The sequence below is a fragment of the Vibrio sp. HA2012 genome (assembly GCF_002812955.1).
GTDB lineage: Bacteria > Pseudomonadota > Gammaproteobacteria > Enterobacterales > Vibrionaceae > Vibrio.
In genome coordinates this window covers 216178-229633 of record NZ_PFXK01000007.1, presented here as the reverse complement: position 1 = coordinate 229633, position 13456 = coordinate 216178, and the positions used below count along the sequence as shown (strand labels likewise).

Annotated in this window: 16 protein-coding genes; 1 reads left to right on the top strand and 15 read right to left on the bottom strand. The window is 48.6% G+C overall.

Annotated elements, in window-relative coordinates; all coding sequences use genetic code 11:
* Positions 1 to 75: 75 nt before the first annotated feature.
* Complete coding sequence (rpoC, locus tag CSW98_RS14095) at positions 76 to 4278, top strand: DNA-directed RNA polymerase subunit beta' (RefSeq protein WP_100801114.1); 4203 nt, start codon at positions 76 to 78, stop codon at positions 4276 to 4278.
* Positions 4279 to 4491: 213 nt separating this feature from the next.
* Here the strand turns inward: rpoC and CSW98_RS14090 are convergent, their stop codons facing one another.
* From CSW98_RS14090 to CSW98_RS14025, 15 genes are all read right to left on the bottom strand, one after another.
* Positions 4492 to 6162 carry a diguanylate cyclase domain-containing protein gene (locus CSW98_RS14090; RefSeq protein ID WP_100801113.1) on the bottom strand — a complete coding sequence of 557 codons (1671 nt, stop codon included), beginning with the start codon at positions 6160 to 6162 and terminating at the stop codon, positions 4492 to 4494.
* A gap of 268 nt (positions 6163 to 6430) precedes the next feature.
* On the bottom strand, positions 6431 to 6652 hold the full coding sequence (locus tag CSW98_RS14085) for a hypothetical protein (RefSeq protein WP_100801112.1): 222 nt from the start codon (positions 6650 to 6652) through the stop codon (positions 6431 to 6433).
* Between the two features lie 94 nt (positions 6653 to 6746).
* Complete coding sequence (locus tag CSW98_RS14080; protein WP_100801111.1) at positions 6747 to 7217, bottom strand: structural protein; 471 nt, start codon at positions 7215 to 7217, stop codon at positions 6747 to 6749.
* Positions 7210 to 7908, bottom strand: a complete 699-nt coding sequence (locus CSW98_RS14075) for a hypothetical protein (protein ID WP_100801110.1) — start codon at positions 7906 to 7908, stop codon at positions 7210 to 7212. The genes CSW98_RS14080 and CSW98_RS14075 overlap by 8 nt, the downstream gene beginning before the upstream one ends.
* Before the next feature lie 2 nt (positions 7909 to 7910).
* Entirely contained in the window at positions 7911 to 8636 is a 726-nt protein-coding gene (locus tag CSW98_RS14070; RefSeq protein ID WP_100801109.1) for a hypothetical protein, read from the bottom strand.
* Positions 8636 to 9109 (bottom strand): chemotaxis protein, encoded by a 474-nt coding sequence (locus CSW98_RS14065; RefSeq protein WP_100801108.1) that lies wholly within the window; start codon positions 9107 to 9109, stop codon positions 8636 to 8638. The genes CSW98_RS14070 and CSW98_RS14065 overlap by 1 nt, the downstream gene beginning before the upstream one ends.
* Before the next feature lies 1 nt (position 9110).
* Complete coding sequence (locus tag CSW98_RS14060) at positions 9111 to 9482, bottom strand: hypothetical protein (RefSeq protein ID WP_157810391.1); 372 nt, start codon at positions 9480 to 9482, stop codon at positions 9111 to 9113.
* Positions 9483 to 9532: 50 nt separating this feature from the next.
* On the bottom strand, positions 9533 to 9757 hold the full coding sequence (locus CSW98_RS14055; protein ID WP_100801106.1) for a hypothetical protein: 225 nt from the start codon (positions 9755 to 9757) through the stop codon (positions 9533 to 9535).
* Positions 9757 to 9903: a hypothetical protein gene (locus CSW98_RS17650; RefSeq protein WP_198517342.1), complete on the bottom strand. Its 147-nt coding sequence runs from the start codon at positions 9901 to 9903 to the stop codon at positions 9757 to 9759. Before CSW98_RS17650 ends, CSW98_RS14055 begins: the two co-directional genes overlap by 1 nt.
* Before the next feature lie 12 nt (positions 9904 to 9915).
* Positions 9916 to 10194 carry a hypothetical protein gene (locus CSW98_RS14050; RefSeq protein WP_100801105.1) on the bottom strand — a complete coding sequence of 93 codons (279 nt, stop codon included), beginning with the start codon at positions 10192 to 10194 and terminating at the stop codon, positions 9916 to 9918.
* Positions 10195 to 10203: 9 nt separating this feature from the next.
* Complete coding sequence (locus CSW98_RS14045) at positions 10204 to 11037, bottom strand: major capsid protein P2 (RefSeq protein ID WP_100801104.1); 834 nt, start codon at positions 11035 to 11037, stop codon at positions 10204 to 10206.
* 273 nt (positions 11038 to 11310) lie between these two features.
* A complete protein-coding gene (locus tag CSW98_RS14040) occupies positions 11311 to 12078 on the bottom strand; it encodes a hypothetical protein (RefSeq protein WP_100801103.1) in 768 nt (255 codons plus the stop codon).
* On the bottom strand, positions 12044 to 12541 hold the full coding sequence (locus CSW98_RS14035) for a hypothetical protein (protein WP_100801102.1): 498 nt from the start codon (positions 12539 to 12541) through the stop codon (positions 12044 to 12046). The genes CSW98_RS14040 and CSW98_RS14035 overlap by 35 nt, the downstream gene beginning before the upstream one ends.
* The gene (locus CSW98_RS14030) at positions 12528 to 13064 is read right to left on the bottom strand and encodes a hypothetical protein (RefSeq protein WP_100801101.1); all 537 of its coding nucleotides are present in this window, start codon (positions 13062 to 13064) and stop codon (positions 12528 to 12530) included. Before CSW98_RS14030 ends, CSW98_RS14035 begins: the two co-directional genes overlap by 14 nt.
* 2 nt (positions 13065 to 13066) lie before the next feature.
* The gene (locus CSW98_RS14025; RefSeq protein ID WP_100801100.1) at positions 13067 to 13408 is read right to left on the bottom strand and encodes a hypothetical protein; all 342 of its coding nucleotides are present in this window, start codon (positions 13406 to 13408) and stop codon (positions 13067 to 13069) included.
* Between the last annotated feature and the right edge of the window lie 48 nt (positions 13409 to 13456).

The following is a 13456-nucleotide window of genomic DNA, read 5'->3' as shown; positions in this document are numbered from 1 at the left end:
TAAAGAAAGGCGATTATTTGGAAGAAGGTGCTCACTTTCGGGTGAGCTCCTTTTAACTCCTTACAGGAGCTGATTGTGAAAGACTTATTAAACTTTCTGAAAGCACAGCATAAGACCGAAGAATTTGATGCAATCAAAATCGGTCTGTCTTCACCGGACATGATTCGTTCATGGTCTTTCGGTGAAGTGAAAAAACCTGAAACGATTAACTACCGTACGTTCAAACCTGAGCGTGACGGTCTGTTCTGTGCGCGTATCTTTGGCCCGGTAAAAGACTACGAATGTCTTTGTGGTAAATATAAGCGCCTGAAACACCGTGGTGTTATCTGTGAGAAGTGTGGCGTTGAAGTCACTCAGACTAAAGTTCGTCGTGATCGCATGGGTCATATCGAACTGGCTTCTCCGGTGGCTCACATCTGGTTCCTGAAATCACTGCCGTCTCGTATCGGTCTGCTGATGGATATTCCACTGCGTGATATCGAACGCGTACTGTACTTTGAAATGTACGTGGTAACCGAGCCGGGTATGACTGATCTGGAAAAAGGTCAGATGCTGACCGAAGAAGAATATCTGGATCGTCTGGAAGAGTGGGGTGACGAGTTCACCGCAAAAATGGGTGCAGAAGCGATCAAAGATCTGCTGGCAAGCATGGATCTGCATGCAGAAGCAGAGATGATGCGTGAAGAGCTTCAATCCACTAACTCAGAAACGAAGCGTAAGAAAATCACTAAGCGTCTTAAGCTGGTAGAGGCTTTTGTTCAGTCTGGCAATAATCCAGAATGGATGATCCTGACAGTTCTGCCTGTTCTTCCGCCGGATCTGCGCCCGCTGGTACCTCTGGATGGTGGTCGCTTTGCGACTTCTGATCTGAACGATCTGTACCGTCGAGTGATCAACCGTAACAACCGTTTGAAGCGTCTTCTAGAGCTTGCTGCTCCGGACATCATCGTACGTAACGAAAAACGTATGCTGCAAGAGTCTGTGGATGCACTGCTGGATAACGGTCGTCGTGGTCGTGCGATTACAGGTTCAAACAAGCGTCCTCTGAAATCTCTTGCTGATATGATCAAGGGTAAACAAGGTCGTTTCCGTCAGAACCTGCTGGGTAAACGTGTAGACTATTCTGGCCGTTCTGTAATCACAGTAGGTCCATACCTGCGTCTGCATCAGTGTGGTCTGCCTAAGAAGATGGCACTTGAGCTGTTTAAGCCATTTATCTACAGCAAGCTGGAAACTCGTGGCATGGCTACGACTATTAAAGCTGCCAAGAAGATGGTAGAGCGCGAAGAAGCTATCGTTTGGGATATCCTGGACGAAGTCATCCGCGAACACCCGGTACTGCTGAACCGTGCACCAACACTGCACCGTTTGGGTATTCAGGCATTTGAACCAGTGCTGATCGAAGGTAAAGCGATTCAGTTGCACCCACTTGTGTGTGCGGCCTATAACGCCGACTTCGATGGTGACCAGATGGCGGTACACGTACCACTGACTCTGGAAGCTCAGCTTGAAGCCCGTACTCTGATGATGTCGACAAACAACATTCTGTCGCCAGCGTCAGGTGACCCTATCATCGTACCTTCTCAGGACGTTGTATTGGGTCTGTACTACATGACCCGTGAAAAGATTAACGTAAAAGGTGAAGGTATGTACCTTGCCGGCCCTAAAGAGGCTGAAAAGGCGTACCGTACTAAGACGGCTGAGCTGCACGCTCGCGTTAAAGTACGTATCACTGAAACGGTTGTTGATGAAGACGGTAACAGCACAACTGAAACCAAAATGGTAGATACTACCGTTGGGCGTGCCATGCTGTGGCAAATTGTTCCATCAGGCCTGCCATTCAGCCTGGTAAACCAGAAGCTGGGTAAGAAGCAAATCTCTAACCTGCTGAACGAGGCTTACCGTAAGCTGGGTCTGAAAGATACGGTTATCTTTGCTGACCAGATCATGTATACCGGTTTTGCTTATGCGGCACTGTCTGGTGTCTCTGTTGGTATCGACGATATGGTTGTACCACCAGCGAAATACACAGAGATCTCTGAAGCAGAAGAAGAAGTACGTGAAATCCAGGAACAGTTCCAGTCTGGTCTGGTAACGGCTGGTGAACGTTACAACAAAGTAATCGATATCTGGGCATCGACCAACGATCGTGTTGCGAAAGCGATGATGGATAACCTGTCTTCTGAAACAGTTACTAACCGTGATGGTGAAGAAGAACAGCAGGAATCATTCAACAGCATCTATATGATGGCTGACTCCGGTGCTCGTGGTTCTGCAGCGCAGATTCGTCAGCTTGCTGGTATGCGTGGTCTGATGGCCCGTCCGGATGGTTCAATCATCGAAACGCCGATCACCGCGAACTTTAAAGAAGGTCTGAACGTACTTCAGTACTTTATCTCAACCCACGGTGCTCGTAAGGGTCTGGCGGATACCGCACTTAAGACAGCGAACTCCGGTTACCTGACTCGTCGTCTGGTAGACGTTGCTCAGGACGTGGTTGTTACTGAACACGACTGTGGCACCCATGAAGGTATTGAAATGATGCCTCATATCGAGGGTGGTGACGTTAAGGTGGCACTGACTGAGCTGGCTTTGGGTCGTGTCGTGGCTGAAGATGTACTGAAACCTGGTACTGAAGATGTCCTGATCCCACGTAATACTCTGATTGATGAGAAGTGGTGTCAGATCATGGAAGACAATTCCGTGGACAGCCTGAAAGTACGTTCAGTCGTAACCTGTGACTCTGACTTCGGTTGTTGTGCTCAGTGTTATGGTCGTGATCTGGCTCGCGGTCACCTGGTTAACCAGGGTGAAGCCGTGGGTGTTATCGCAGCACAGTCTATCGGTGAACCGGGTACACAGCTGACCATGCGTACGTTCCACATCGGTGGTGCGGCATCAACAGCTGCAGCAGAAAACAGCATCCAGGCGAAAAACACCGGTTCTGTGAAACTGCACAATGCCAAATTCGTAACCAACAAAGATGGCAAGCTGATTATCACTTCCCGTGCTTCTGAACTGACCATTATTGATGAGTTCGGCCGTACGAAAGAGAAGCACAAACTGCCTTACGGTTCGATGTTGAGCAAAGGTCATGATGATGCAGTTGATGCGGGTGAAACAGTCGCTAACTGGGAAGCGCACACCATGCCAATCATCACTGAAGTGGCTGGTCGGGTACAACTGGTTGATATGATCGACGGTGTAACCGTTTCTCGTCAGACTGATGATCTGACAGGTCTGTCTTCGAGTGAAGTAACGGATCCTGCTGCTCGTCCTGCTGCCGGTAAGGATATGCGTCCTGCCGTTAAGCTGGTGGATGAACAAGGCAATGACGTCATGATCCCTGGTACTGATATGCCGGCTCTGTACTTCCTGCCGGGTAAAGCTATCGTGAACATCGAAGACGGAGCAGAGATGGATGTAGGTGATACGCTGGCACGTATTCCGCAGAAATCTGGCGGTAACCGGGATATCACCGGTGGTCTGCCACGTGTTGCGGATCTGTTCGAAGCTCGTAAGCCTAAAGAGCCTGCGATTCTGGCTGAGTACACAGGTACCGTATCCTTCGGCAAAGAAACCAAAGGTAAACGCCGTCTGATCATCACTCGTGAGGGTGGCGATACTTATGAAGAAATGATTCCTAAGCATCGTCAGCTGAACGTGTTTGAAGGTGAGAAGGTTGAGCGCGGTGATGTTATCGCTGATGGTCCGGAAACTCCGCATGATATCCTGCGTCTGCGTGGTATCCATGCTGTAACCTCTTACATTGCTAACGAGGTTCAGGAAGTTTACCGTCTGCAAGGCGTTAAGATTAACGATAAGCACATTGAGACTATCGTTCGTCAGATGCTGCGTAAGTGTACTATTACATTTGCCGGTGATTCTGAGTTCCTGCCAGGTGAACAGGTTGAGTACTCTCAGGTTAAGATTGCCAACCGTGCTCTGGAAGCAGAAGGCAAAGAGCCTGCACGTTTCGAACGTGAGCTGCTGGGTATCACCAAAGCATCTCTGGCAACCGAGTCCTTCATCTCTGCGGCGTCCTTCCAGGAAACCACCCGCGTTCTGACCGAAGCTGCGGTTTCCGGTAAGAAAGATGATCTGCGTGGTCTGAAAGAGAACGTAATCGTTGGTCGTCTGATCCCTGCCGGTACCGGTTTTGCGTATCATCAGGAGCGTCAGAAGCAGCGTGGTGAGCAAGAAGGTCCATCTGCTGAACAAGCAACGGACAATCTGGCAGCACTGCTGAACGCCGGTTTCTCTTCAACAGAAGAGTAATCGCTGACTACTAAGAAAAAAGGCACCGAAAGGTGCCTTTTTTGTGACTATAATTCTTTGATAAATAAGGATTTTTATTTTACGCTGCCCATTAAATGCCCTTCGGTTCTATGTTGTTTCAATTAATTTCCGGCTAAATAAAGTTATTTCTAACTCAAAGTTGGACAGTTTCAGTTTAGCCCTTTGATAGTTAATGTAATCTGAAAAAGAAAACTATAGGATCGCATCATCAACATAAGAACAGAACTGATTACGACCACGGTTTTTAGCATTGTACATCGCTTGATCAGCTTTATGAATCAAGACATCTGAACTGCCCCCATCATTAGGGTAAATACTTATTCCAATACTAGTTCCTACGTATTGCTCAATAACGTTATGTTCATATTTAATCAGTATACGCTTATTAATAATATCTATTAGCTTTTTCGCGACAATTTCCGGAGATTCTGTTTGTTCAAGTTCCGGGAGTAACACAATAAACTCATCACCGCCAATACGGGCAACCGTATCTGATCTTCTTAAAATGCTCTTTATTCTAAAGCTAGTTGTTACTAGCACGGTATCACCAGCTTTATGTCCATAGGTGTCATTTATCATTTTAAATTTATCTAAATCAATAAAAAGTAATGCAAACTTTCTTTCCTTTCGCTTTGCATTTTCAATAATGTAATCAAGTCTTTGATATAAAAGCTTTCTATTGGGTAATTGAGTTAAGGTATCATGCGTTGCTTCTTGTTCTAACGCTTTCTCAGCAGAGATCCGTTTACATTCTATCTGAGCATTTTTCCAAGCATAAAGACCAACAATAAAAAGTAAAAATATTGTACCCAATAGATAAAAAATCCAAATTCGGTAATTGTAATTCAGTGGAGTTACATAAGAGATAAGGAACCAATAATATTCATTGGCTAGAAATTTTTTACTACTTGATTCAAATGCTCCACTGGCACCTGTACTTGAATGAATAATTTCGGGTAATGGGTGAATCGTGACAAAAGTAAATAAACCTTCATCTGTGATAAACTGCCCCCGATTGGTCGTCGATATAGTTTTCCATGCTGAAGGGAATTGCTTGCTAAATTTTAAGTCATTTTTTTCTGGATACATAAAGCCCCACTCGTCGTTTGAGTTGAAGCCTTTCAAAAAATAACTATCACTATTTATTAATAACGTGACTCCGGTGGAAATATTATCGAGCAAAAGTAACCTATTTAATAGGTGACGTGCTTTTACATTAATAATAACAATACCAATTTTTAATCCAGTGTTATTAAAAACTGGTGTTGCAACTCGCAACATTGGATTGATAGGTTCTTCAATAACACCTTGCTCAATATTTAGGTCTAGCGGAGAAAAATAAACATTTCCTTTATCTAGTTCCATAGTATCAGAAAAATAATACCGATTAGCTTTATTTTGTAAATGTGAATCCGCAACAATAAAGGGGTTGGAATCCTTTCTGTTTACTCTCACTTTTTCCATTCCATCAGCACTGATGAAGCGAATTTGGTCATAATTTGGCTTCTCTGTGCTGAACTGAAGAAAATCGTACTGGATTGCTTTCACATCCAATTTATTTTCAAGGTCGTATTGTTTAAATGCACTATGATGAGAAAGTACTTTCAAATCGCCTATAATATGTTCTATTTCATGTTTAGTGATTTTTTCTTGTTGCAAGATGTTGAGGTATTCTCGGTTATGAAGCAATGATGTTCGGGATTTATTGTCTATGTAATAGATAACAGACATAATAATAATCAACAAGATGCTTATAGGGAGAAAGTATTTCCCAAATAAGTAATTACTATTTTTACAATTAATTCGCATTCCCATTTTTAGCCAATCCTTTACCTGTAATCTATAGTGATCACCTGTTTTCATTATTTTCTTTCAAAGAATATGTCTATAAATTACATGTGTAAAGTTGTGGAATTGTTTTTGCCTGAAATTTATTGTGTATGATGCATTTTATGAATCAACGTCACCTAAACAAAATGAGGTACAAGTGTGTTAGATAACACACTTGTTTGTAATTAAAGCACTTTGGTTTCAAGCCGTATCAACCGGTTATTCTGCTTCCAGAACAGCCCAATGATGATAATGGTGGAGGGTGGCAAACCCATGCTAGTGAGATACTGCATCAGCTCTATCATGCAAACTCATCCCGGATGGTTTCCCATACCCCGACCAGAATCGGAATGGTGGTGCCTATCAGGCCACCATAATGAATACCACTATCGGTGACCGTAGCGGTTAGCAGTTCCGGGTGACCTGCAGTCAATGCAATACCCGCCCCCACCAGAGCCAGTCCTTTTTTTGTGGACGGCTGCTCTAAATCAATATTCAGTTTGTCTTTCAAAAAATGTTTCATAGCATACCTGCCTGTTTCAGTTGTTTGACGGCGTAAGCGCCCAAAATGGCGGTCACGACACCTAATGCGATTTTTGTTAGGGCTTCTTTTTTGGTCATACTAAGGCGACCCCCGCTTTTGCCTGTGTCAGTGAAAAGGCACCGTTACCCGATTCCATTTTCGACATGGTATGGATCAGTTTTGCCAGTGTACTGTCACTGGAGAGATCCAGCGGCTCGTTTTCACCCACTCCCATCTCTTTTGCCACAAACGCAACATACGCCTGTGTGTTGTTTTCGCTGTATGGGGCAAAGCGGTTGATTAGCTCCCGGATGGTGTTCAGACCATAGAGGCTTTGATAATTCCGAAGCAGTTTTGCTCCGGCTCTGAATCCATACTTAGGTTCTTTGAATGATTCAAAAACCGGGTCTAACGGGATATCCGTTTCCCCGTTCCAGTCATTCCCACGCTTAATATTCAGCGGGTTGTTATTGCGGACTCCACGAGTGCTTGTCATGAGTGTTTTTCCTCCCCAAAGCAGGAAAGCCGCACCAGTCAGCCCTCCTATGATTAGCCATTTATTCATCAATATCTTTTTTATCAAAGGCCAATAACGAAATTCGGCCAAAACATTTCATTGAATTTGATTTCAAATTCAGGCCGGGACTATCATTTGAGATAGGCACAAAAGACATAGGCAGCCAGACATTTTCATTATCGCCGCCGTTGTCGCCCCCGTAGGGTTCGGGCATGGTTGTTTGACATTCGCCCTGAATTGTCGCGTACGCCTTGCCGCTGGCCGCGTCCCACACTACAGGCGCAAATATCGGCTGCACGCCGCCATTGCCGACCAATACCGCCAACATCTTACAATCCGGAGCCTCGGCCAGTTCTACCTCCAGCATTAATGACACGGACAGCAAAAACGTGCCGCGCTCACTGGCAGAAAAGCCCATTAATGAACAATAATTTGCAAATGAAAACTCATTCCCAAACCCAGTTAACAAGTCTTCATTAATCGTCCACCCGAACGAATCAATGCACGCCGTTGGTACATGATCAATATGTGTTTCGCTCAACATGTTGAACGATTCAAACCCAACCAGCGCCGACGCCAGTAAGCCGCTATCTCCCCCGGATGCCGGAGCGCCCCCCAGCGCGTCCAGCTCGGCTTTTAGCCCATCAATCACGCTCCCGGCGTTGTCCATCACCTCCGCCAGATAATCAATCTTGTTCCGGCTGCTGCCCTGCGGCAGGTTCTGTTTCACTGTTCCCATGGTTAAACCTCAATGTATTGCACCGCATCAGAGCCGGTCACGGTTACCTCTGCGGTGGTCTCTAATGTGATATGTTCGCCTGCGCCCAGCTCATACGCGCCAATCAGCACCGGGTTTACATTGGTGGCCGGGGCTTTCAGTATGAGTTTCTTTCTGGCCGCGTTGCTGGCAAAGGTATGCGGCAGCGCCACTTGTGCCGATTGAAATGCGCTGCTGACCCGCTCCAGATTACTGATGGCGATTTGCTGACCGGCCGCAATCTGTACCGGGGCGTCTAAGCCAATCTTCTGCCCGGCAGAAAGCACCAGACTCGGCAGGCTATCCACCGTTACTGACTGCTCCGGCGCAATCTGCACCGGGGGCTGTGAGCTAATCGCTACCGATTGTCCAAAAGCAATGTCAACCGGAGGCAGAGAATCAATGCTCACTCCCTGATCGGGGGCTATCTGCATCGGTGGCTGCGCAGAAATCGCCAGTGTTTCACGCTGTGGGGGACGGTATTCACCATTTCCCACCTTAAGCGAGACCTGACCCGCTTCCCCGGTGTTCTCTACCGTAATGAGTCCGGTTAAGTTGCCGTTCAGGATTTGAGCGCCTTTGACCAGCTCATACTGACCGGCGTCACTGCGAAGCCGAACCGTGCCGGGTGCCTCTTCCACATACAAAAAGGTGCCCTGAGCGGTGAACTGCGCCACACTATGCGGCTGCATGATTTGCGAAAAACTCATCATTTCCCCTTAACGGCCATCGCCGCGATAATGCCAACCACCAAAACAACTGCCAGTGTGAGCGTGCTCATTTTGGTGCTGGTTTCAACCTGTCCGCCATCCATCCCCATGGACGCCAACTCTTTGAGTGTCTCCAGATTCCGGGCATTCTGACTGGCCTGATTTCCGGCCAGTCCCGCCATGTACTGCAAATTCTCAGAGTTGGTCAGTGCCTGCTGCTTTAAGGTTTCCCCGGCAAATCCGGACATATTCTCCAGAGCCGCATTCGTGTTGTCTCTGGCTGTGGTTAATGACAGTTCCGCCAGTTGACCCGCTTTTTCAATCGCACCATGGTCAGTCATCTGCACGCTGACGGTGGAATTCTGAATACCAGCAATGCTGGCACCCAGATTGTCACCCTGTATGCCGTTCTGGCCGCTGACGCTGGTTGTTGTGGTTTTGTTGGAACTTTTACTGCTACCGCCGCCACCCATATTAATTACCCTCTATCATCAGGCGGTGCCGGGTCTCGGTGCCGCCTGACCTGTTAACGCGTTCGACTTCCACAAAACCCAGTCCGCGAAGAATGCGCCGCATCCCCGGTTTATACGTGACAAACTCCAGAGCGGAGTATCCACAGGCGCTGACCCGTTCAATGATGGCCGGAGCCACACTCACCAGTCCTTTGCCACTCATCCCCCAGACAAAAAAGGTGTTATCCCGTATCTGGCTAACCAGCCGGACAGTACCGCCGCCATCACTCATCTGGTAAAAACTGGCATCACACTCTGTCACCGCTCTTTTCATCTCTAAGAATTCCGCTTTTCGGCTCGGTACTCGGTCAAATGCTGTCTTTAACAAATTCATGTGCGCGTTAAAATCCGCGTGCTTAGGTTTTATGTGTCGGATCTTCATCGTTACTTCTTCATAAAGATAAACAGCGCCATCAAAGCCACTGCGCCCACAATCAGCAGAGTCGTATTGCTACTGGTTCCGCCGCCCATTGAAAAATCCCCAACCGTAAAACCGTTGTTTGTGGTGGAGGTTGCGGTGGAGGGTGCCGCTGCCCCGCCACCGGCTGAAATCGGCATACTGCCGCTGTTGGTTAATCCACCGCCTATCAAACCTGCTGCTCCTAACATTATTTTTTTACCTTGTTGTAGGCATAAACTGCCGCACCAATAAGCACGGCTGTAGTCAGTAACTTCTTAGCATCCGAACCGGAAAAGAAGCCCAACCCAAACCCACCAACCCCAGTAATAAGAGGCCACAATATGATTGCTGGCATCACTCCCCCTTATCAGCGCTTAAAAACAATCAGCAGAACCACCACAGCCAGAATAATCAGGCCGCCCATCAATAGGGTTTGCTGGTTCATGCCATAGCCCTGCATGGTGACCGGTGCTCCGGTCGGCTGCTGCGCGGCCGGTTGTGTTTCCCGGTTCAGTTCAGGAGCGGCGCTGGCCGCAGCCTGTGTGTTTTCTTCCCCGGTATTCGACCAGTCGTCATAAATGGACTTGGCCGACGTCGATATCCCCGTCAGCGTTTCGCCGATTCCATCCCAATCCCAAAGGCTCATCACTCCCCCTTAGGCTGCGTTAGGCAGTGCCGTTACCTGTTCAACAGATTCAACAATAAGCGGAACACTGCCCGGTGCTGTCTTATCCAGTTCAAACGTCAGTTGCTGGCTGGCGGCGGTGTTTAACATGCCATCGGCACCAAACCCGTACCGCACAAAATCCAGACTGAAACAGTCAGCGTTCTGCTCTTGGTCAGCCACAGCCAAATCATAGGCATTGTCTGCCTTGGTCACGTTGTACTCTTCCACGTTGTCCCGCTCGACACGTACACGCTCAACCGATGGGTCAAAGAAATGCAGACGCTTGATATTGATAAGCGGTGAGCGCTCGGCAAAATCAAACTTCGTCCGGCCTGTCGCAGAGGCAAACCACGTCAGCTCATACAAACGGGGCAGATAATAACGGGTGCTCTGTGCCGGCAGCACATGAGCGCGAGCACGCATAATAGGAGCCGGGGTTCCCGCGTCTTTGGCTTTGAGCGTGATATGCACAAACCAGATTTCTCCCTGCAGGGTGACCAAATCGCTCTGGCGTACCCCGATTTTGGTGCGCAGCTCAGACTCCCCAAACGGGATAACGTAGCGACCCGCTTCGGTAAAGGTTTTTCGGTGTTTCATGATTTTCATGAACGTGTCACCAGAGGCTGAATAAATCGGTTTCCCGTTGACACTGACCTCAATGCGTTCAATGTCTTTGGGGTCAGTGATATTCGTCACCAGCTCAAGGTCGTGATAAGTCGGCCCCGAAACCAGACGCAATGAGGCACGATTCCCCCAGCCAACCCCTTCAATTGGGTCGAGTTCTTTAGCGCGAGGGGCGAATGGTGTTTGGATAAGTTCCATAAGTCCCCCTTAGCCGATATAGTCTTCTACTGCGTCAACATTGTTTGACGCATACACCACAGCCGCCGCGACCACTGCCGCCACGATTGCGATACCAATCAGTTTCTTTTGTGTAAAACCAAACATGAATAATCCCCTGTCTCTCGACGTTGGTGTTATTGGGCGTTGTGCCCGGTTAAATGAGCCTTTATCAGAATCCGGTTTGAGAAGAAAAAACAGAGGGAAGAACCTATAGGTTAAACGGGTAACCTATAGGTTAAAGTGTGACGTTAATCAGCGATACTGTAAGGAAAGTATCGAGCCAGAGGCACAGTTAAATGCTTTGTGCTCCACATTGCCGATACCATCTTTGACCAGCAGATATTCTGCAATGGGTTTGCCGATACGGGCTTTATTTACCTTAGCCGATTTTAGATTGGCAATCACACTGACGTTCAGACCGCGTTTATCGGCCAGCCACTGCGCATCCGACAGAGAATTGACCGCGCCGACCCACCAGACAGAGGACTGTTCGGTGACGGTTTTCGGCACCTCCTGCCCCCGCTGAAAGACGGTGTGAACCACCAGCCCATACTGACGACCACCACGCAGCAGCTCTCCCGCCCGGCCTTTGAGCTTGCCGGACGTTTCCACGCAGGAAGCCAGCTCTTCGATAATAACGTGCAGCTTAGGGGCTTTGCCGTTCCCCACCGACCAGACCACCGAACTGAAAAACTCCAGCTCTTCAGCAGTTGCGCCTTTTGAGGGAATGTAGGCCAGCTTGAACGACTCCCCGCGCTTTCTTGCCTGAATAAGCGCTTTGACAAACATCAGACGGGACTCAGTTCCCAGGCATTGCTGCCCCTGAAATTTAGCCCCGGCATAGTTGCGGTACGGGTCAAAGAATACCGCCTGTGAGGCTTTGGGGACTAACCCCAAATGCTTCACGGCAGAGGTTTTCCCGCCGCCCGTCCCGGCTACGTAAATCGTGTGTTCGGCATCCAGAGACGGGTTCGAGTTCACCGGGTTAGGCAGAGGCAGAGGCTTGGGTTTCTTGGCCATGCATCCTCCGTTGTCTTTCTCGTTCGGCTTTCTCCAGTTGCCTTTGCTTTAACACAATGGCTTTTTGTTTCACCAACTCTTTTCGGGCGGTGTACATCAGCGCCAGCAGGGCTAAAAGCAGGGTCGCTTCTTCAATGTAGTTGCCAAAAACCCCCATAAAGGTGCTGCCGTGCTTGTTAAACACCGGTTCAGCCGCATCAATTACCTGCTGCTTACCGGCTTCATCAAACTGAAAATCCACCCCGGTAACCAAAGAGGTGGCCTGTTCGGTGATCATAAAGACCACATTCAGCAGCCCGGCGACTGCTTCGCTTTTGTCCTCCTGCTCCGGTTTGGCGTTTTCGGTTGCTTCGGTTTCTTCTTCGGTTGCTTCCTGTCTGAGCTGATCAATCAGCGGGGAAAAGTCAGGCCAGTCACCCAGTGTGTCTTGCGACTCCAACAGTTCACATTCAGGCTGAGACATGGTTACCCCCTTGTTCTTCCGGGCAACGTTTTGGCATAAGCTGACGCACCATCCAACCGAGACACAGCATCAGGCCAAACGCGATCAATACCCGTTTGAGCGTTAAAAAACCGGCCTTTACGGGCGGCTCTGAAAAGGGGGACTCTTCGGTTACCTCAGCGCTTGAAACCGCATCCTGACTGGCATCAACCGGCTTTTGATCACCCATGTTCCTTTCGGTTGATTCGGTTTGCGGTTCGGTGACTGAGCCGGTTTCGACAATCGTGTCTGGTGTCACCTCAACCGGTAACAGCCCGGTTTCTTCCTGCGCCATATTCGCGTCAATGAACTCATTCACCTTTTTGCTGATGGAGCTGTTCCCGCATTCCGGACAACGGTAATATTTCAGTCCCAGATTGCGGATGTTCTTGGGTGGCTCTCCGGTTGCCATCAGTTGACCCTCGCCCACCTGATGCACGGTTGCCACCGCGCCGCAAACCGGACAACGCACAAACCCTCTGACGGGATTAGGATGTTTTGCCATGTTTACGCCTCCCTGACCGGTGCATCATCATTGGCTGGCTCACGCCATACATCGACCAGCGCCAGCTCGTTCATATCGGACACGACCCGCGCCCGGTATTTGGCTCTGGCAACGGTATTTAACTTGTCCAGTTGTTCAAGCTGTTCAAACAGGTTAACCGGTAGCCCCAGCGCTTCCAGTGATAAGTTACCGGTCATCAGCATTCCCATGGCCTGCTTGATCAGCTTTTGTGGATTCATGCCTTTGAAGCGGTCAATTTCGGTTTTCATGGCGGCGGTCAGTTGGTCGGCGGCGTCCAGTGCCGCCAAATCGCGCTGACATTCTTCGATAGAGTAGATTTTCATGATGTATTCTCCTGCCTCCCGGCGTTAGAAAGTAAAAGATTGCCCCTG